Here is a 19,646-nt window from a genome sequence, read left to right as displayed (position 1 = left end):
GAACGCGGTGGAGACCGCCACGGGAGCCCACCGAGACCTGACCACCTACCTCCGGGGCCAGAACGTCCCGGTGGGCAGGCCCGGCAGCCGACTGACCCTGGTCAACAGTAGCTTCAAGGGGAGTGCAGGAACTCCTGGCCGCCGCCTACCCGAAGTCGGTGTCGTGGCGGTCGCTTGAGGCGCGGGCACCGGGTTGGTCAGCTCGGTCAGCATCTTGGCGGCGGCCTGCTCGGTGGTGTCAGGATCGCGGGGGGCTGACCCGATCCAGATCATCACCATCCGGAGTATCATCGCCCCATTGTTCGCCTCCAGCCTGGGCGAGCGCGGAACCACCGGCGGCGAGAACGGTGACCCCTGCATCACCGTACACATCGAGCCCTGACCGGCAGCCAGTCCCGTTCCCGGATCGGCCCCTCGATCTCCCCTAGCCGTCAGTGACCCGCCTGCCCTGCTGCGCGGGCCCAGGGCCGGTACTCCCTGTGTAACCCCGACCGCCTGTGCGGTCCGCAGTAGTATCTGAGTATTTGTACGGATGCGGAGCGCGCATCACCTGTTTAGGGTTCTGCGGGGGTTGAGCTCAGGCATTCGTTTCGGGGAGGGGAACCCACGTGGCTGACAACACCACAGGCAAGGTTGTGATCAAGCCGGCGGATCTACGGGCATCCGCGGGTGTCGCGAAGACGCTGGCGGAGGAGTTCGGCACGCCGATACAGGACGCGGTGAACACCAGTGCCACCGTGTCGGGGCAGCTGACCGGATGGTCGATCGCGGGTGGACTCGCGCAGCTGGGTACCGACTGGTCCAAGCCGCTCGGTGAACTGCGGCAGCGCCTCGTGAGCACCGCGACCAACCTGGAGGCCAACGCGGCCGCACACGAGCACACCGACCAGGCCGTCGCCGGCGCGTGGGCCGTCGCGCCACAGGCAGCCAAGTGACCAGCGCATACGAGCTCCTGGTGAAGTTCGACCCGCACGGGCTGCACGACGCGGCGAAGACCTGGACGGCGCTCGGCCACGCGGCGGAGACCACCGGCCAGCGGCACCGCAGCCAGGTGGACGGACCGCTGGCCGGCAACTGGGAGGGCGAGGACGCGAAGGCCGCGCTGCCGTTCCTGGCGAAGACGGAACAGCACCTGAACATCGTCAAGATGGAGGCCGACACCGCCGCCCTCGTCCTCAACACCGTCGCCGACCGGATGTACCAGGCACGGACCAACCTCACCAACGCCGTGAACCGTGCGGTGGACGCCGGCCTGAACGTGTCCGCCGACGGCGTCGTCAGCCTCCCGCCCGAGGGCAAGGGGGAGCACAACGACCCGGAGGCGCAGAAGGCGCGCCAGCAGCTCGGGTCGGAGATGAGGAGCTTCCAGGACCGGATCAACACCGCTCTGAAGGACGCCCAGACGGCAAGTGACCAGGGCAACTCGGCGTTGGGACGGCTCAGCTCGGACGCCCTCGACCCGGCCAAGGTGGACGGTGCGCTGGCAGGGGCGAAGAGCGCGGCCGCAGCTGCGATGCAGGACCTCGGACTGGTCGACCCCTACATCCCGGACGGCAAGGACCCGGAGAAGTCCGCGGCCTGGTGGAAGGGGCTCACCCCCGAGCAGCAGGACGCCTACCTGGCCCTGCACCCCGATCAGATCGGCCGCCTCGACGGGCTTCCCACGACCGTCCGGGACGAGGCCAACCGGCTCGTCCTCGACGAGAAGCTGGACGCCTACCGAAGCGGGAAGCCCGGCGACTTCGGTGTCGACGAGGACGAGTACAAGTCGCGGATCAACGCCATGGAGGAGATCAGGAGGAAGCTGGCAGCGTCCGACGGGAACCCCGAGAACCACCGGATGTTCCTGCTGGGAGTCGATCCCGAGGCGCACAACGGCCGGGCCATCGTCTCGACGGGCAACCCCGACAAGTCGCAGCACACGGCGGTCTTCGTGCCGGGCACCGGAACGGTGTTCGCCGGGGTGCCGGGACAGATGGACCACATCCGGCGTCTCCAGAAGGCGGCCGAGGACGAAGCCGACGGCGGTGCGAACGTGGCCGTCGTATCGTGGCTCGGCTATGAGACGCCGAACTGGCTGGACGGCACCGTAGCCGAAACCGACCGGGGAGATGCCGGAGCACCGCTGCTACGCAACTTCGCCAAGGGGCTGCGGGTGGCCGAGGGCGACAACGGCCTGTGTTCGCACCTGACCCTGATGGGCCACAGCTACGGGACCTACGTGGTGGGCGCGGCCGCGCGCGACGGCGGTGCGAATGTCGACGACATCATCGCGCTCGGCAGCCCGGGGATGGGAGTGGACAAGGCGTCCGAGCTCAACATCGACCCCAGGCACGTCTGGGTCGGCACGGCCAAGGACGACTTCATCCAGACATTCACCGGCACCGTGTTCGGCGAGGGCCCCCAGAACGGGGTCTTCGGCGGCCAGCGCATCCAGATCGACACCAGCGGACACGGGGGCTACTGGGACACGGGCCCCAACGGGGCGAGCGAAAGCCTCGACAACCAGGGCCGGATCATCGCGGGCCGGCCACCGACGCTCGCTCCCAAGCCCCCGCGCTGACCCTGCGACCAGTCCGACCGACCGCCGACTCAGGAGCACCATGACTGCCAGCGCGCCCCGCACCGCGGGCCGGATCATCGCCACCGCGCTCCTGCTCGCGGCACTCGGCGGATGCTCATCCGCTACCGACAGGAGTGACACCCCACCCGTGAAGTCCAAAGCCGACGCCCAGACCTGGGCCCAGCAGATCACCGACCACATGGCCCGCACCGCCGGGATCGAGACCGACCCGTCGACGATCTCCGCGCTCTTCACCCCGTGCACCGGCAAGAACGGCGAAACCGCCTCCGACGACCGGTACATCCTGATGTACAGCGTCAAGAGCTCGGTTCCACGCGCCCAGCACCCCGACGCGGTCAGGAAGATCCGCGACCTGCTGACCGGCGAAGGACTGACGGTGAAGGGCTACCGCGAGACCGCCGACGGCAGACCGGACGCACTCGTCGACACCTACCACCCCACCAGCCGGTACTCCGCCACGGCCTCCACCTCGGGTACCGGGGACCGCATGTACCTGAGAGTCACCACTCCCTGCCTGCTTCCACCCTCTGCGGGGTCTACCCCCGGTTCCTGAAGCAGGTTCTCGACGGACACGTGCCGGGCTCTACGGCTGGAACGGTTCCCTCGAACTCCTCGGCGAGGGCGTGAGCTCCTGTCCCGTCCGTGCGTCGCAACGCCGGTCGGGCAACGTCCGCCGCAGCCAGGGTCTGCAGGGTGTGCGCTTCCGGGTTCCCGGGTTCCGTGAACACCTCGGTGATCCGGTCCGGATCCCTCCGACGCCGGCGGTGGCGGCCAGGTACTCCTCCGCCCACGCGTTCGCTGGCAGGACGCCCACCGGACGGGCCCTCCCATCTACCCGAGTGGGCCTGCCCCGGCCCTGGTACGCACCGCCCTACCAAGGGCGGGGGATCAACACCTGCGACTGCCAACGGGCTCTGCCAGTCGCGGCGGCTACGCTGCCGCTGCTACGCGGCGGTGTGGCATCGGTTCGGCGGCCTGGCTGACACACTCTCGACCAGGCGCCCGACCACCCGGACGGCAATCAGCTGATCGCCGCTGAAAAGTGGGCGGAGCAGGCCGCCAAGGCGGCTGCGGCTGCCGAAGCGGCCAAGCCCGCGAAGACTGGATCCTGCGGCACCGCTCCCGACCCGCCCTCATTCTTCGGCCGGAGCGAGCCGCTGACCTGCGCTGGCGAGTTCCGCCTGGCAGGGTTGGCGAGTTATGTTCCCAGGGAACTGGTGAGATTGTCCGCTCTGGCCCCGCTGGTGCCGATGAGTTCTCGTGTCCCCGGCGGCCTGACCAGCCGGGCAGGGTTCGCGCCCGGCTTCCCGGCCGCCTGCCTGCCTGCCCGGTCTCGGTCGGTGCCCGCTGGCCGGGGCTGGGTTGTTCCCGCTGGGTCGCCTTGCCCGGGCGCCGTTGTCTGCTCGGCTGCCTGTGCCTGTGCCTGTGCCTGCGCCGTCGTCGCTGTCCGGCTCGCTGTCGCTGGCCGGCCGGTCGGCCGCTTGCTGCCGTCCCGCCCGCGCACTGGGAGACAGCGGAGGCGATGGAGGCGTGAGGGCCGAACGCGGTACTGGACATGGGGTGACCGGGCCGGTCCGTCCTTCGCGAGGTCGCGTACGGGTCGGCGGTGTGTCTGCGGCGCCGGGGTTCACGTGGCCGGCTCCTGCTGGTCGAGTGCCGTGGTCAGGAGGGTGACGGTGTGGGCGGCGTCTTCGGCGAGCCCGGGTTGGCCGTCGTCGGGGTCGAGGGGCCGGAATTCTCCGTCGCCTGCCTCACCGGAGTACGACGTCGACGCCCTTCTCGCGCAGGAGGTTCACGGTCACCTCGAAGTAGGACAGGCCGCCGAGGTGGTGCAGGACGTGTCCGGCGAGGGCGTGACGGGCGATGTCGGCATGGTGCCAGACGAGGGTGAACGGGGGGACGACGGAGGGCCCACCGCACAGGTGGTCCGCCACCGAGTCCAGGCATCTGCCGTAGTTGGCGCCGGGGCCGAGCAGGGCTTCGCCGAGTGCCAGGAGCAAGCCGCTCCTGTCGGTGACGTGCTGTCCGTCCAGGTGGTAGGTCCCACCGGAGAGGCCGCCCGGCCCGTACGGGCCGACGTGGGTGAGGTTCAGCCACTCGGACCGGCCCTTGGCGTCGAACTTCGCCCACTGGTTGGGCCGCGTGGGAGTACCGTCGGACCAGATCTCCCAGACCGCGCGGGCGGCCAGGGCGGGGCGGTCGTCGCCGGGGTCGGCGATGGTGACGTCGATCAGGGTTCCGCCGAGGACGGACGGGCGTGCCCCGACGATGTGCAGGTCGAGGCGGTACCTGGTCATCGTCCGACCGTGGCGGTCGAGGCGCCAGAGCGTGATCGGGTCGCCCTTCTGCGGAAGGGGACGACGCAGCAGGGCCAGAAGCGGTGCGGCGGGTTCGCAGCCGATCAGGTGCACGGGCTGGGTGGGTCGCTTCGGGCGCGGGGTGAACAGGCCGTCAACGGAACGGCAGCTGCCCGATGGGATGTCCCCCTGGATCGAGGGGAACCACAGGTCGAACCGCGGGCTCGAAGGCAGCCGTTTGCCGCCCCAGAAGTCGTCCTCCCTGACGCCGGTGCCCACGACGATGTCCACGCGTCCGGGATCGCCCGGCGTGGGCCACCGGGCCAGGACAGCCGTGTCCTCCAGGTCCCAGAAACGGGCCGGCCTGTCGTTCGAGGGGTCCACAGGCTCGATCGAGAGCATTCCGTCCCGCAGCAGCCGTACCGGTTCGGTGCTGTCCGTCACGGCCTGGACCAGCAGGCTCTCGCGCGGGCAGCCGCGCAGCGTCAGGACCTCTCGCGGCAGCGGAGGCGGGTCCATGAACAGGCCCTCGACCTCCGCGCACCGCCCCCACAGCACGTCCTCCTCCCGGCCGTGGATGTCCTCCCGCACCAGGAGATACCGGACCGGGAAGTCCTGCTCCCACCCCGCATGTTCCTCGGACCGCACGCTTCTCCCTGCTACCAGGCTGCCTTGGCGCACTCACCCTACGGTTCAGTGACGCCGACGCCCTCCGAATATCGCGTGCTTGGAATGACGCTCCCCGCCAGTCGGCGGCTACGACTGGACCCCCGAACGCTGCGAGGCCTACGCCAACGACCAGGGATCACCCCTCATCCTCGCCGTCACCGCCAAGTCCAACCGAGCCAAGGACGACAAGGACCCCGCCGACCGGCTCCCCCCGCTCAACGGGCCCGTCCACTGCCGCTACGCCTCCGAATGGGTCTCCACCGAGCTCCGCTGGAACCTCGCCGCCACCATGAACGCCGCCGCCGAGCTGCTGCCTGCTACGGACCGGCCGGAGCGGGTGACCGCTCTCGCGGTGGTCGGCAGCGACAGGCTCAAGGACCGCCGGGCCGCCATCGCCACCTTCTCGGCCACCACCGGCGAGCGGCCCGGAGAGGAGGGCGAGGAGTGCTGCACCGTCTGCAACAGCCGGCTCCTGAACGAGGACATCGACGTCGAGGCCGTGGATTCGATCGTCTTTTCGGATCCGAAGTGCTCGGTCATCGACGTCGTCCAGGCCGTCGGCCGGACGCTGCGCCAGTCCTATCGGTAGGGCAAGGCCTCCTGGGTCATCATCCCCGTCTACCTGCCCACCCCCGAGGTCGGCGACGACACAACCACCGCCGACCCGGCCAAGGTCACCGAAGCGGGGGAGGCGGTCAAGGCCGAGGCCGAGGAGGAGATCGAGGCGTCCTCGTTCCGCACCATCTGGCGGGTCCTGCGGGCCCTGGCCGCCCACGACGCCCGCGTGGTGGGCCGGATCACCGAGCTGCGCACCGAGCGGGCGGGGGAGAAGGACCACACCGTCGTGTCGGACGCCGGCGAGGGCGAGATGATGGACGCCGACGCCGGTCAGGGCGACGCCGTGGGGAAGTCGCCGGTGGACTGGCTGGGGATCAACGCCCGCAGGACGCGGCTTCGGCCGCGGCGCAGCGTGACTGCGCCACCTGACCGACGACGCCCTGGACACCGCCCGCCGTACGCTGCGCTTCCCCGGCCGCCTGGTATCCACCCCGCTCGACACCGCGACCTGGAACGCCCTGCAGCGATGCCTGGACTACCGCGCCCGCACCGGATCGGCCAACCCCCACATACTCACCACCCGCCTCACCACCACCACCCGCGCCCCCGCCGACGCCGCCCATATCCGCGCCAGCCTCACCCCTGTCGGCCTGCTGCCGCGGGTCCTGCGCTCCACGCGTCTGCCGGCCCTCGCCGACCAACTCGACATCGAACTGCTGACCGCGGCGCTTGGCATGTCCTACTCCGGCGTCACCCCCTACCTGAACCCCGCGCACCCGCCCCACGGCTCGTAGCCATGCGCTTTCGAGTGGCTGCTTTGACGGTGGTGGCGGCTAGGGTCCGTGGGCCGGTCCCCGTTCGAAAGAGATGCCTTGATGGTTCGTGTCACTCCGCCGCGTCGGGTGGATATCGCTGCGGTCTTCCCTGAGCTGGTGTCGTTGGCGCGCCAGACGGTGCGCCTGCACCCGCGCCTGGGAGAGCCGACCGTCCACGACAGCTCGGTCGGCGGCCCGTTGCTGTGGCCGGCCGGTGAGCCGTGGCCGGTTTGCGTGGGCGCGCACCCGGAGGAGAGCGAGGGCGACCTGCCGGTGTCGCTGGCCGACGTCCGGCTACGCCGGGAGCTCTACAAGAAGGGCTGGGCCGGGTCCCATCCCGACGACCGGGAGCGGGCGGCGTTGGACGCGACGTACGAGGGGCATCCGTGGACCCGGACGCCGAACGCCTTGCTGCCGGTGGCCCAGCTCTACGCGCGCGACATCCCCGCGCTGCCGTGCCCCGAGGGTCAGGACCTGCTGCAGGTGCTGTGGTGCCCGCTGAACCACGAACCGTCGTGGATGCCTGAGGCCAGGGTGGTGTGGCGCTCCTCCGCGGGGGTCGCGGCGCTGCTGACCGACCCTCCGCTGCCCGCTGACGTGTCGCATCACGGCGATTACGTGCCCGAGCCGTGCGTCCTGCACCCCGAGGTGGTGACGGAGTACCCGTCCCCCTTCGAGTTGGAGAGGGCTTTGGCACAGCGCATCGGGGACTGGTGCGAGCGGGAGTTCACCGGCACCGATCCGAGGTACCTGTACGCCGAGGAGTTCCGTGCCTACTACCAGTACGAGCTGTCGGTCGCCCCTGGGTGGAAGGTCGGCGGCTGGGGGCCGTGGAGCTTCCGCGATCCGTCGGTGATTCGGTGCACCGCTTGCGAATCCGTCATGATGCCGCTGCTGACGATCGATTCCGGCGTTCTGGACGGCAGTGGCTGGGACCCCGTCGAGGACCGAGACGCGAACGGTGACATCGGCATCCAGATCGGGCGGAGCTACAACATGCAGCTCTACTACTGCCCGCTCTCCTTCGAGCACCCATGCCGGGAAGTCATGCAGTAACGGCCGCTCGCCGTGAGCATCGGGCCCCGCCGCTCGTCCGACGGTTCGGAGTCGTGGTTGGGGGCGAGGCGGGCCGTCTCGGGTCAGGCCGGACGCCACGTCGCCGACGAGCGCTTGTGTGACGGACACGAGCTCAGCTCCGGCGGCCGGCCCAGGCTGGTGGGTTCCCGCAGTGGCATGCTGCCTGGCGTGATCGACACTCCCGGTTCCGACGCCCTGGGCGGGACGTGGTCGTTCGCGACCGCGCGCGTGCCGGCTGAGTTCCCCGCGGTCGAGGTCGAAGGCGTGCCCGGCGTCGAGCACGCCAAGGGCAGCGGCCGTACCCTGTGCGGGATCCGCGGTCGGTACCTGGAGCTCTTCCTGCACCACTTCCAGCCGCGGGCTCTGGCCTCGTGCCGCAAGTGCCGGGCGCTGGCCGAGGGGGCGCCGTCCCGGCCATGCGGGCAGGAACGCCTGCACAACCTGATCCTCCAGGAGGCGCCATCGCCGGGACCCGGCCGCCCTCGACCAGGCCGGGGGCCGCTCGACGGGCTGGGCGTCGACCTGGCGGTGTTGCCCGAACCGGTTCGTCCGCTCCCGAGCCGGCCTTACTGGGCGGGATTCCAGCCGGGGAGGGTCGGCAGCACCGCTTCGGCGACTCGGCGCAGGTCGGCGTCCTCCGGCGTGTGGTTGTCCTGTCGGAAGACGGCGAACTGGTAGGCCGGGCCGCCGGGGTCCTTGGGGTCGGTGGCGACGATCAGGTTGCGTGTGACCGGGCCCGGCTGGTCGTGCTTTCCGATGATCACCATCGCGTGGTTCGAGTAGGTGACCGCGGGGTGGCCGAGAACGGTGGCCCGTTCGGTGTGGAACTGCTGGCTGCCGGTCATCGTCCAGACCGACGACTGGCTGTCCGTGACGGCGACGACGCTGCGCTCCAGGCGTACCTCCGCCACCGCGACCCCGTCCGAGAAGAAGCCGGGTCCTGCGCTCGATACGTGGTCGCCCGGTGTGCCGAGCAGGGCCGGCAGGTCAGGGCGGTTGAGCGCGGCGCACAGGTCCAGATACTTCGGCGGGTCCGTGGGCCCGGGGCGGCCGCAGGCCTTCGGCCCCCGCTCCGGCTCGAACACGCCCGCCCCCCACAGCCCGGTCATGACCACGGCGACCAGTGCCGCCACGGCCCCCACCTTGATGCCCGTCCGGTCCTTGACCTGCTCGGCGCTCTTCTCACCGTCCTGCTCGACGACGACCTCGGCTTCCACCCCTGAACCCTCTCCATACGAAACTCGACCATGATCGTAGCGGTCGTGTACGGCCCGCTGCCTGCGGGTTTCCTCGGCTGGGCCCGGGCTGGAGCGGGCGCCAGAGGTTCCGCGGCAAGTCTCGGGCGGCGAATGAACCAGCTTCGTCGGGATCCGCCTCGATGAGGGTGAGTTCGCCGTGCCGGACGCCGGCGCGGGCGGTCGGCCGTCGGATCGTGGTGCGGGTGGACAGCGTCCACCTAGCGGTGAGGGACTGACCACGTGGCCGCGTCCCCGAGGCCGGTACCCGCTACCCACGCCCTGGTCGGAGGCTCCTGGGAGCAGAGATTCGCGCACCAAGCGCCCGAGCACGTATTGGCTGAGCGGAGCACCTGTCAAAGGGCCTGCGGCGAGTGAAACGTGACCGAACTGCAATAGCCGAGTCGAGCAATGTCTATCGCCATATATGTCCGGATTGGGTACGTCCAGCCTGGTGGGCGTTGGTGTCTCCCGGCGCACCGCGCTCTCACGCCGCGACCGCCACGGGCCTGCCGCACCCCGCCACGGGCCTGCCGCACCCCGCCACGGGCCTGCCGCACCCCGCAGCATCCCGTCGCACCCCGGCGGGTGCCGGGCGGGGGATTACCCCCGGTGATGACGGCGGTGCTCCCCAGTGCGCGGCGGGCCCTGCCCACACGAAGATCAACTCATCGAACGCCGAGGTCATCGGCGTCCCGTCGAGTTGAGGTGGTCGAGACGATGGCAGACGACAAGAGGATCGCACGGCGTGGACTCCTGGCGGCGGTGGTCGCCGCGGCGGTGCTCGTCCCGGTGGCGGCGGTCGCCGCGCCGGTGTCCCCGGGTTCCAGCGGCACCGGCACGCCGACGGTGCAACGCTCCGCCGTGGTGGGCGCGTTGGAGAGCGTCGCCCGGCCGCTGCGGACGACCGAACCCGGCGGCGGCAACGCCGACCTGCGCGCCATGGGCTCGATGATCGGCGACGCCGAGGTCGTCGGCCTCGGCGAGGCCACCCACGGCTCGCACGAGTTCTTCGCGATGAAGCAGCGGCTGTTCCGCTACCTCGTCGAGGAGAAGGGCTTCACCACCTTCGCCCTGGAGACGAGCTGGAGCAGCGGCCTGCAGATCGACGAGTACGTCCAGGGCGGTCCGGGCGACGCGCGGCAGATCGTCAAGGAGGCCCTGGGCGGCAGTCCGTGGGACCGCGAGGAGTTCGCCGACCTGATCGCCTGGATGCGCGCCCACAACCGGAGCCACCCGCGGAACCCGGTCCACTTCGTCGGCGACGACCTCGGCCTCCCCAGGCTCGGCGACCGGATGTTCGAACGGGTCACGTCCTACGTGCGCGGCGCCCGCCCCGACCTCCTCCCGCAGCTCGAAGGGCTCTACAAGGACCTGCGGCCGTTCGACGACACCTTCGCCTACCTGCGCAAGCCGGCCGCCGAGCGCCGCGACGACGCCGCCAAGGCCCAGCAGGCGCTCGACCTCGTCATCGCCAGCGGCGCCGGCGCCCCCGACGACGACGCCCACGCCTGGGCCGTGCAGCACGCCCGGAACATCGCCCAGACCTTCGCCTTCACCACCCTGGACATCACCGACCCGGCCTCGGTGGCCGCCTCGGAACAGCTGCGCGACCGCGCGATGGCGGACAACACCGCCTGGTGGCAGCGCCGCACCGGCGGAAAGGTCCTGCTGTCGGCCCACAACGGGCACGTCGGCTACCTGGCCACCGACACCTTCCTGTACCCCAAGCCGCAGGGCTCCCACCTGCGCGACACCTACGGCCGCGACTACGTGGCCATCGGCTTCACCTTCGACAGCGGCTCCTTCCTCACCAACGGCGCCGTCCTGACCGACGACTGGAAGACCGTCACCGTCCCGGCGGCCACGCCGGACATGAACGAGTACACCCTCGACCAGGTCCGCCACCGGGACTACTACGTCGACCTGCGCACCGCGCCCCGGGCGGCCCGCGACTGGCTGGCCGTCAGCCGCCCCAGCTACGACGCGGGCTCGATCTACGTCAGCGACCCGATGCCGCGCCTCGCGATCGGCCAGGCCTACGACATCCTCATCCACCTCAACCAGGTCACCCAGGCCCGCAAGTTCTGACCCCGCCCCCTCCCCTCCCGGCCCGGACACGGGGCGGGGGAGGGGCATCCGCCTTCGCGAGGAACCGACACCGGCCCCGCTCCGAACGGATCCCGGAGCGGGGCGGCACCGCGCGGCGCCGCACGGACTGCTCTCGTAGGACGGCCGCGCTCCCGCACCCGACGGGGCGGGCGATCTCCTCGACAGCGAGGTCTGTGCTCTGCCCGACTTCGTCGGGGGCCCGGACCGCCCGCGCCGAGAGGAACTCCTGGCCTGCTGCCCCCGCCGCCTGCCGCCCCAACCGCGCCTACCGGTCGTCGACCGGTGCCGGCGAGGCGGTGACGCCGACCCACCCCTGGTCGGCGTCGACGACGGCCAGCGGCGCGACGGAGGTGCCGCCCGCGGTCCCGAAAGCGGCACAGGTCGGGACGGCGGTGTCGACCTCCACCAGGGGGTTGCGCACGTTGGTGTCGAGCTTGTCGAACAACAGGAGCGTGCCGCCGAGGCCCTGAGCCGGCACGCCCGGGGTGACGGTCACGTCGTGGTGCCAGGCCCAAACACCCCAGGTGACGGTGGTGGCCACGTCGGCGCTCCGGCCGGTGGGCGTCGACAGCAGGGCGTACACCTGCCCCCGGTAGGACTGCGTGAACTGGTACACCCAGTGGGTGCGGACCTCGCATCCGGAACCGGCGGACGGCCAGGGCAGCGGGGAGGGCGGGGGCACGACCACGACGGAGGGCATCGGGGCCGGCGTGTCCGCGGCGGCCGCAGCGGCGGGGCCGGGTGCCGTAGCCGCATCCTGGCCGGCCGACCAGCCGGCGGACCAGCCGACCGCCCAACCGGCCGTCAGACCCGCGGCCAGCGCGGCGAGCGCCCGGAAACGGGCCGGAACCCACCGCCGGCGCCCACCCGTCCCCGGTACCGGGCCGGTCGGGACAGCAGGCCCGACCGGCCCGTCCACCCGCGCCACGGCCCCGCCCCCGGACGGTACCGAGGACGGCGCGGACACGGGCGCGTCCCGCGCAACCTCCTCCTGGACCCGCTCCCACCGCTCCCGCCACAAGGCCGGCTCACTCTGCCCACAGGCCCGCACGAACGCCTCGACCGTCAGCCAGGTGGGCAGCTCCACCCCGCCGGCCGCCTCCGAGAGCACCGACACGGAACGGTGAACCCGCCGGCTCATCGTGGCGAAGGTGGGGTTCCCGGCCGACTGTCGCAACTCGCGCAACTGGGCGGCGAACCCGGCCACCGGTCCGGCCGACGGGTCCAACGCACGTTGTTTGCGGCCCACTTCCGTTCCTCCCTCTGGTCAGAGCCACGGGATTGTTTGTCCGTACTCTGACGCACCGGGTGCCTGCGGCGGCGGCGTTCTCCGGGATTGATTGTCCGGACCCGACCGGTGCTGACCGGCGGCGAAGCAGTCCTTCACTGTGGGTGGCGCGCAGCCGGGCCGGGCGCCCGCTGCGGCCATCACCCACCGGAAGGTCAAGGAACACGCCGATGCGACGAACACTCACCGCCCTGTCCACCGTTCTGCTCGCCCTGGCCGGGGCCCTCGCCCTGCCCGCCACCGCACAGGCCGACCCGATGAACCCGCAGCCCTACGCCTACGGCTTCCTCGCGGCGCTCGCCCGACCGGCCAGCGGGGGCCCCGACGGCACCTACTACTGCATGGACGAGTACCGGCAGGTCAACGGGGACGGCCGCCCGGTCCTGCTGCGCCCGTGCGACGGTTCCTGGAACCAGTTCTGGTTCGTCTCCCCGGACGGCCTGATCCACAGCACCAACGACGGCCGGTGTCTGTGGGGCCACTTCCCGGACAGCCCGTCCGACAACCCGGGCGCCCAGGCGGTGGGCTGCAACGCGAACGACGCGAACCAGCGCTGGACGTTCAACACCGACCGCAGCGTGTGCAACGCCGGCGGCGCCTGCCTGACCTACGTCGGCAACCCCGGCCCGCGCTCCTCCTACGGCCTGTGGACCCTGGGACGCAACGCGAGCGCGGGCATCACCCAGGAATTCGACTGGCACCACTCCGACAGCGACCGCCCGGTCTTCCCCAACATCTGAACGACGCACGGGGCGTCGCGACCGCGGGGCCGGGACGCCCGCCACAGGGCGCCCCGCCTTCGGTGACGCCCGCGCCGACCACCGCCACGCGGGCGCCACCGTCGGGGAGGCGGGCCGGACCGGCCGTGTTCCCGGGACTGTCCGAGGGCTTCACCAGGCCATCGCGCCGTGCCGGTCACGGAAGGTCCCGGTCGGTCCGTCCGTTCCGAGGGTGGCGAGTTCGACGATCGCGTCGGTCCCCTCGGTCACCGTCTGCGGGCCGCTGTGGCCGTTGAAGTCGGTCGCCGTGTAGCCGGGATCGGCCGCGTTCACCTTCACGTCCGGCCAGGACTTCGCGTACTGCGTGGTCAGCATGGTCACCGCGGCCTTCGACGCCGTATAGAGCGGCGCGACGAACCGGCCCTCGACACGTTCGGTGTCGTGGGTGGCCGCGAAGGAGCCCATGCCGCTCGACACGTTGACGATGACCGGGTTCGCGGACATCCGCAGGAGGGGCAGGAACGCGTGGGTGACGCGGACGATCCCCACGACATTGACCTCGAACACCGCGCTGGCGTCCGCGGCCGTGATCTGGTCGGCGGCGTTGGAGGTGCCGAGGATTCCCGCGTTGTTGATCAGGACGTCGATGCTTCCCTCGTGAGCCCTGACGTCGGCGACGGCCGCGGCCACGGAGGCGTCGTCGGTCACGTCGATCTGCACGAACCGGGCACCGAGCGCGTCGGCGGCCGCCCGGCCGCGCCGGGGATCGCGCGCACCGACGATGACGGTGTGGCCCGCTTCGACCAGTCGGCGGGCGGTCTCGTACCCGAGGGACTTGTTGGCACCTGTGATGAATGTGGTCGTCATGCGTCCACTCTCGGCCGACGGCGGGAGGAGAGCCAGTGCCCTCCGCGACAGTAGGACTGCCGGTACCAGGCACAGGGGCCGGCCGGCGGACACAATGGCCGGGTGGACGAGACACTTGGCACGGCACTGCGCCGCTGGCGCGACCGCCTTTCTCCCGTGGACATCGGGCGGACCGCGCGGCCCGGACGGCGCGCGGCGGGGCTGCGGCGCGAGGAGCTGGCCGAGCTCGCCGGGCTCTCGGTCGACTACGTGGTGCGCCTGGAACAGGGGCGCGCCACGAACCCTTCGGCGCAGGTCGTCGCAAGCCTGGCCAGGGCCCTGCAGTTGGAACCCGAGGAGCGCGATCACGCCTACCGGCTGGCCGGCCTCCTGCCCCCGCACGAGGGGACGATCTCCACGCACGTCCCGGCGGGGGTCCAGCGGATGCTGGCCCGCCTCGGGGAGTTCCCCGTGGGGGTGTTCAGCGCCGACTGGACCCTGCTGTCCTGGACTCCCGCATGGGCGGCGCTGTTGGGCGACCCCAGCGGACGGACGCACACCGAGCGGAACCTGGTGCGGGCGGTCTTCGCGTCGGGGCCCGGAAGGCTCGCCGCCTGGCCCGTGCAGCAGGACGGCGACACCCTGCGCTCCGCCCTCGTCGCCGATCTGCGTGCGGCCCTGGTCACGTATCCCCACAGCCGCGGACTGGTCGACCTCGTGGAGGAACTGCGTTCCACCAGTACGGAGTTCGCCCGCCTGTGGGACGAGGGCGCGGTCGGTCGGCACATCTCGGCCCGCAAGACCGTCGTGCACCCGCAGGTCGGCGACGTGACGTGCGACTGCGACGTGCTCACCGTCCCGGGCAGCGACGTCCGTCTCGTCGTCTACACCGTGGCCGCGGGTTCCGCCGACGCGGAGAAGCTGGAGTTCCTGCGGGTCACGAGCGGCGTTCGCGTCGGCGGCTCCCCGCCTCCGGGGCCCGGACTGATCTCGGCACCGTGACAACCGGACCGATCGGACGAAGCCGAGCGGTAGGCGAGCCGCCCGGCCCCCACCCGGTGCGGCCTGAAAAGATTTCCCTCCGCCGCGTCGATCGGCGGCCGCGCCGTTCGACCTAGGACTGAGAGGGTCGAGGAGACGACCCCTGACCAAGGAGATGGACGATGGCGAAGTACATGCTGATCATGCGGGGCACGGACGAGTCCGTCGCGAAGATGATGACCACGCCGTTCGAGGAGATGCTGGAGACGGTCGGCCGCTTCAACGAGGAGCTGATCCGGGCGGGGGTCCTCGTCGCCGCGGAAGGACTCGACGACCCCTCCCAGGGCGTGGTCGTCGACTACAGCGGCGAGACCCCCGTCGTCACCGACGGCCCGTACGGCGAGACCAAGGAGCTCTTCGGCGGCTTCTACCTGATCGACGTCGCCTCGAAGGAGGAAGCGGTCGAGTGGGCCAAGCGCCTCCCGGCCGTCGCCGGCTCCAAGTGCGAGGTGCGCCGCGTCCCGGGCATCGACGAGTTCCCGCAGGACAACGAGTGGATCGTCAAGGAGCGGGCGTGGCGCGAGCGGACCGGCCAGCTGTGACGACCCCGGCCCCCGACGGCCCGCCGAGCCCCGAGTCGGCTCGGCGGGCCGTCGAGGCCGTCTGGCGGATCGAGTCCGCGCGGATCGTCGCCGCCCTGGCCCGCTACACCGGGGACTTCGCGCTCGCCGAGGACGTCGCCCAGGAGGCGCTGGCCGAGGCACTCGTCTCCTGGTCGGCAAACGGTGCGCCGGCCAGCCCGGTGGGCTGGCTCCTCGCGACCGCCCGGCGGCGGGCCATCGACGCCTTCCGCCGCGGATCGGCACTCGAGGAACGGTACGCCCTGCTCGCAGGGCCACTGGCCGAGGGCGAGTTCAGCTCCGGCGCGCAGACCGCACCCGGCCGGCCGGACGACCCGCCCTGGGACCCCGACCGCGTCGACGACGACGTCCTCGCCCTCATGTTCACCGCCTGCCACCCGGTGCTCTCGCCCGAGGCCCGGGTGGCCCTCACGCTCCGCGTGGTGGGCGGCCTGTCCAGCGAGGAGATCGCCCGCGCGTTCCTCCTGCCCACCCCGACCGTCCAGGCCAGGATCACCCGCGCGAAGAAGACGATCGCCGCCGCCCACGTGCCGTTCGAACTCCCGCCGCCCGAGGAACGACCGGCACGCCTCGGCGCGGTCCTCAGCGTCCTGTACGTGATCTTCACCGAAGGCTCCACGGCGACCGCCGGAGACCACCTGCTGCGCCCGGACCTCGCGTACGAGGCCGTGCGGTTGGCCCGGACGCTCGCCGCCCTGCTGCCGGGCGAGCCGGAGGTGCACGGCCAGCTCGCGCTGTTCGAGCTCACCGCCGCGCGCTTCCCGGCGCGCACCGGGCCCGACGGCGAGGCGGTACTGCTGGAGGACCAGGACCGCCGCCGGTGGGACCGCTCCGCCATCCGTCGCGGCCTGGCCGTGCTCGGCCGGGCCTCCACCCTGGGGCGGGGCCTCGGACCGTACGGTCTGCAGGCGGCCATCGCCGCGTGCCACGCGACGGCGCCCTCGGTGCAGGAGACCGACTGGGAACGCATCGTCCTCCTGTACGAGGCGCTCGGCCGCGTGGCCCCGTCACCCGTCGTCGAGCTCAACCGGGCCGTGGCCGTCGCGATGGCGAGCGGACCGGACGAGGCACTGTCCCTGGTCGACGACCTGCTCGCCTCCGGCCGTCTGGCAGGCTCGCACCTGCTCCCGAGCGTGCGCGGCGAGCTGCTGGTCCGCCTCGGCCGCACCTCCGAGGCCCGGGCCGAACTGGAACTCGCCGCCCGTCTGTGCCGCAACGCCCGCGAGCGGGCGGTGCTGCTGCGCAAGGCGGCCGCCCTGCACTGACGCCCGTCCGAGCCGTGCAGCCGCCCCGCTCGCGCACCGGCCGGTCAGCCGGGCGACCGACGCCGCGGCGGCCGCCCTGGGGTCAACTCAGCCGGCGTCAGGCGAGGCGCTCAGGACGGCCACGCATGGCCACGGACCGGGCGACTTCGTTTCAGGGGGTGAAGGGCTGGCGCAGGTCGGTGCAGGTGGTGCCGTCGTCGGGCGGGGTGGTGCTGAGGAGGTAGGTGGTGATGTGGCCGGTGACGCAGGCGCTCTCCGCAGGGGAGACGGAGCCGTGTCCGAAGGCGTCGACAGTGAGCAGGCGGGCGGCGGGACCGAGTTCGCGGACCGCGGCCTGCGCGTAGGAGTACGGGGTGGCGGGGTCGTGGAGGGCGTTGACCAGCAGGATCGGTGCGGCGCCGGTGTAACGGTCCCAGGGACCGCGGAAGACGTCGTCGCCCTCGCCGGGTGTGTAGGGCCAGGTGGAACACTGGTTGAGGCCGTTGAAGACCTGGGGGCGGCCGAAGGTCGGGGCCTCCTGCTCCCACTGCGAGGCCAGGTCGGGGAGACGCTCCACGTCGCGGGGATAGGGCATGTCGCTGCAGTTGACCGCGGGGTTGGCGTTGTTGCCGGTGAACGGGGTGTCAGCGGTGCGCGGGCGGGCGGGGCCGGCACCGCCGCCGGCGGGTAGGGCGTCGTAGAGGGACTGCCAGCGCTTGGCGAGCGCGCCGTAGCTGCCGGCGTCGGGCAGGCTCGCGTAGAGGTCGTTGACGAAGGAGTTGAGCGTCACGCTCAGGCCGTCGGCGGTCGTGACGGCCGAATCGGCGTGGCTGCGCAGGTAGTCGCGGATCGCGTCGAACTTGCCCCGGGGATCCCCGTCCCCGAAGGGGCAGGCCGACGAGCCGGCGTCCTTGCAGCGCTGGAGCACCGCGCCCAGCACCTCCTCGTAGTTGAGCGCGCGGTCGTGCTCGTAGCGCGTTCCGTCCGAGGAGCGCAGGGCGGGGTCGGCGTTGCCGGTGTTGACGATCGCGCGGACCCTGTCCGGGAACATGTTCGCGTAGGTGTCGCCGAGGAACGTCCCGTAGGAGACTCCGAAGTAGGTCAGCTTCTCGTCGCCGACCGCCTGGCGCAGCAGGTCCAGGTCCCGCGCCACGACGGCCGTGGACATGTGGGAGAGCAGCGGCCCGGCGTTGTCGCGGCACAGCTCGCCCTGGGTGCGCAGGGCGTCGGCCTCGTCCGTGAGCTGCTGCGGGGTGACCGGGTCGCGCATCAGCTTGGCGTCGACCGCGTCGAACTGCTGCTGGGAGGTGTAGCAGCGCAGCGGCATGCTGCGGCCGACCCCGCGCGGGTCGAACGCCACCATGTCGAAGCGCTCCAGGACGGCGGGGGAGAGGAAGAACTCCGCGACGACGGGAGCGCCCCAGCCGGCGGCGCCCGGACCGCCGAAGTTCGTGAGGATCGAACCGATCCGCTTCCCCGGATCGCTGGCGCTGCGCTTCATCAGGGCCAATGGCACCGTGTCGCCTTCGGGGTGAGCGTGGTCCAGCGGGACGGCGTAGGTCGCGCAGCGCATCAGAGCGGGGTCGACGTCCTTCGGCAGGCCCGTGAGGGCGTCCTGTGGGCAGTCTTCCCATACCACCGGCGGGACTTGCTGGGCCGGGGCCGGGGCGGCAGCCGTGATGCCAGGACACCCGGCCCAGAGCGCCAGGGCGGTGAACGCCACGGTGATGCGCTGCGTTGGCTGCCGTGTGGCGAAGACGGACCCCATGCTGATGCCCTCCGACCGTTGTGCCCGCGCGCTGCCCGCGCCTGAGCCCTTGTCGAGCCCTACCCTCATGCGGCAGTTCGCGTGACGTGCCCGGTGACAGTTCCTCTGGATGGAGGTGTGCAGTCGGCCAGGCCCGTGGTGGTGGGGTGTCGCGGCCGCCGTCCCGTGGGGGACGGCGGCCGGGGGACGACTCAGGAGGTCGAGGGCTCGAGCTCGCCCGCGAAGACGATGATCTGGTCGATGAGGCTGCGCCGGAGATGGACGACGTCCGTTCCCGCCAGGCGGGGGCCTCCGTCCGGCGTGGTGAAGACCCACCGGTACCGGGCCCACTCGTCCGGCATGTCCACCGCCGAGCAGCGTGCCATCGTGCCGGTCCCCGCCGGGTGGCGCCGGATGTCCAGCACGAACCGCTCGACCGCCGCGATCCCTTCGCTGCGACCCAACGGCCCCCAGAAGACCACGTCCGAGGTCAGGGCCTGGGAGAGCAGGGCCGTCACATAGTCGTCGTTCGAGGCGTTGAACGCGGAGATGAACGTGTCGATCGCGGATCGTGCCGTCTCTTCCTGCATGCCTCAGTCATACCAGCCGTTGCGCGTGCGCCCGTCCCGCGGGCCGCTTTCCGGTCACGCTGGACCACGGGCGCGACGCGGTGCCGCCGTGGGGGCAACGGCGGCGCCGCGTTGCGGATCTGACCAGACGTCGATCTCCGGGCAGTTCCACGCGCACAGCTGCCCGCCGCCGAGGCCCGCCCCCGGCACCAACCGCGCGAGGACCGGACGAAGCGGCCTCGCGGCAGCCGCCCCCCTCACCAC

Annotated in this window: 16 protein-coding genes and 1 pseudogene; 10 read left to right on the top strand and 7 right to left on the bottom strand. The window is 71.7% G+C overall.

Features of this window, described 5'->3' with window-relative positions:
* Positions 1-608 precede the first annotated feature (608 nt).
* The 3 genes from ACFYUY_RS23565 (at position 609) to ACFYUY_RS23555 (ending at position 3,137) form a co-directional block, all read left to right on the top strand.
* Positions 609-935 carry a hypothetical protein gene (locus ACFYUY_RS23565; protein WP_387903262.1) on the top strand — a complete coding sequence of 109 codons (327 nt, stop codon included), beginning with the start codon at positions 609-611 and terminating at the stop codon, positions 933-935.
* The gene (locus tag ACFYUY_RS23560; RefSeq protein WP_387903259.1) at positions 932-2,563 is read left to right on the top strand and encodes an alpha/beta hydrolase; all 1,632 of its coding nucleotides are present in this window, start codon (positions 932-934) and stop codon (positions 2,561-2,563) included. The genes ACFYUY_RS23565 and ACFYUY_RS23560 overlap by 4 nt, the downstream gene beginning before the upstream one ends.
* 148 nt (positions 2,564-2,711) lie before the next feature.
* Positions 2,712-3,137 carry a hypothetical protein gene (locus ACFYUY_RS23555; protein ID WP_387903257.1) on the top strand — a complete coding sequence of 142 codons (426 nt, stop codon included), beginning with the start codon at positions 2,712-2,714 and terminating at the stop codon, positions 3,135-3,137.
* A 1,198-nt stretch (positions 3,138-4,335) separates the two neighbouring features.
* On the opposite strand, the gene ACFYUY_RS23550 is transcribed toward ACFYUY_RS23555, so the two are convergent.
* Positions 4,336-5,529 (bottom strand): barstar family protein, encoded by a 1,194-nt coding sequence (locus ACFYUY_RS23550; RefSeq protein WP_387903254.1) that lies wholly within the window; start codon positions 5,527-5,529, stop codon positions 4,336-4,338.
* Positions 5,530-5,839: 310 nt separating this feature from the next.
* Here ACFYUY_RS23550 and ACFYUY_RS23545 point away from each other — a divergent pair, with 310 nt between their 5' ends.
* The gene (locus ACFYUY_RS23545; RefSeq protein ID WP_387903253.1) at positions 5,840-6,139 is read left to right on the top strand and encodes a hypothetical protein; all 300 of its coding nucleotides are present in this window, start codon (positions 5,840-5,842) and stop codon (positions 6,137-6,139) included.
* An 844-nt stretch (positions 6,140-6,983) separates the two neighbouring features.
* Positions 6,984-7,979: a hypothetical protein gene (locus ACFYUY_RS23540; RefSeq protein WP_387903251.1), complete on the top strand. Its 996-nt coding sequence runs from the start codon at positions 6,984-6,986 to the stop codon at positions 7,977-7,979.
* Positions 7,980-8,566: 587 nt separating this feature from the next.
* Here the strand turns inward: ACFYUY_RS23540 and ACFYUY_RS23535 are convergent.
* Positions 8,567-9,217, bottom strand: coding sequence for a DUF6215 domain-containing protein (locus ACFYUY_RS23535; protein ID WP_387903248.1), 651 nt, complete (start codon positions 9,215-9,217; stop codon positions 8,567-8,569).
* A 738-nt stretch (positions 9,218-9,955) separates the two neighbouring features.
* Between ACFYUY_RS23535 and ACFYUY_RS23530 the strand changes: the two genes are divergently transcribed.
* Positions 9,956-11,326, top strand: a complete 1,371-nt coding sequence (locus tag ACFYUY_RS23530; RefSeq protein WP_387903246.1) for an erythromycin esterase family protein — start codon at positions 9,956-9,958, stop codon at positions 11,324-11,326.
* 286 nt (positions 11,327-11,612) lie between these two features.
* Here ACFYUY_RS23530 and ACFYUY_RS23525 read toward each other — a convergent pair whose 3' ends face one another.
* Both ACFYUY_RS23525 and ACFYUY_RS23520 read right to left on the bottom strand, forming a co-directional pair.
* Positions 11,613-12,047, bottom strand: a complete 435-nt coding sequence (locus tag ACFYUY_RS23525; protein WP_387903507.1) for a hypothetical protein — start codon at positions 12,045-12,047, stop codon at positions 11,613-11,615.
* Between the two features lie 330 nt (positions 12,048-12,377).
* A pseudogene (locus tag ACFYUY_RS23520) lies at positions 12,378-12,554 on the bottom strand (helix-turn-helix domain-containing protein); the annotation flags it as partial.
* A gap of 251 nt (positions 12,555-12,805) precedes the next feature.
* Between ACFYUY_RS23520 and ACFYUY_RS23515 the strand changes: the two are divergent.
* Positions 12,806-13,375: a ricin-type beta-trefoil lectin domain protein gene (locus ACFYUY_RS23515; RefSeq protein WP_387903243.1), complete on the top strand. Its 570-nt coding sequence runs from the start codon at positions 12,806-12,808 to the stop codon at positions 13,373-13,375.
* A 150-nt stretch (positions 13,376-13,525) separates the two neighbouring features.
* Here ACFYUY_RS23515 and ACFYUY_RS23510 read toward each other — a convergent pair whose 3' ends face one another.
* The gene (locus ACFYUY_RS23510) at positions 13,526-14,221 is read right to left on the bottom strand and encodes an SDR family NAD(P)-dependent oxidoreductase (RefSeq protein ID WP_360213453.1); all 696 of its coding nucleotides are present in this window, start codon (positions 14,219-14,221) and stop codon (positions 13,526-13,528) included.
* Between the two features lie 102 nt (positions 14,222-14,323).
* Between ACFYUY_RS23510 and ACFYUY_RS23505 the strand changes: the two genes are divergently transcribed.
* The 3 genes from ACFYUY_RS23505 (at position 14,324) to ACFYUY_RS23495 (ending at position 17,087) form a co-directional block, all read left to right on the top strand.
* On the top strand, positions 14,324-15,202 hold the full coding sequence (locus tag ACFYUY_RS23505) for a helix-turn-helix transcriptional regulator (RefSeq protein WP_387903240.1): 879 nt from the start codon (positions 14,324-14,326) through the stop codon (positions 15,200-15,202).
* A gap of 161 nt (positions 15,203-15,363) precedes the next feature.
* A complete protein-coding gene (locus ACFYUY_RS23500) occupies positions 15,364-15,783 on the top strand; it encodes a YciI family protein (RefSeq protein WP_360213449.1) in 420 nt (139 codons plus the stop codon).
* A complete protein-coding gene (locus tag ACFYUY_RS23495; protein ID WP_387903237.1) occupies positions 15,756-17,087 on the top strand; it encodes an RNA polymerase sigma factor in 1,332 nt (443 codons plus the stop codon). The genes ACFYUY_RS23500 and ACFYUY_RS23495 overlap by 28 nt, the downstream gene beginning before the upstream one ends.
* 151 nt (positions 17,088-17,238) lie before the next feature.
* On the opposite strand, the gene ACFYUY_RS23490 is transcribed toward ACFYUY_RS23495, so the two are convergent.
* Positions 17,239-18,705, bottom strand: coding sequence for an alpha/beta hydrolase (locus ACFYUY_RS23490; RefSeq protein WP_387903234.1), 1,467 nt, complete (start codon positions 18,703-18,705; stop codon positions 17,239-17,241).
* Positions 18,706-19,025: 320 nt separating this feature from the next.
* Positions 19,026-19,403, bottom strand: coding sequence for a nuclear transport factor 2 family protein (locus ACFYUY_RS23485; RefSeq protein ID WP_387903231.1), 378 nt, complete (start codon positions 19,401-19,403; stop codon positions 19,026-19,028).
* Positions 19,404-19,646 lie beyond the last annotated feature (243 nt).

Origin of the sequence: Kitasatospora sp. NPDC004745 (assembly GCF_042873275.1) — a bacterium.
Lineage (GTDB): Bacteria > Actinomycetota > Actinomycetes > Streptomycetales > Streptomycetaceae > Kitasatospora.
The sequence above is the reverse complement of the archived record's forward strand: the minus strand, read 5'-3'. Positions and strand labels throughout refer to the sequence as shown.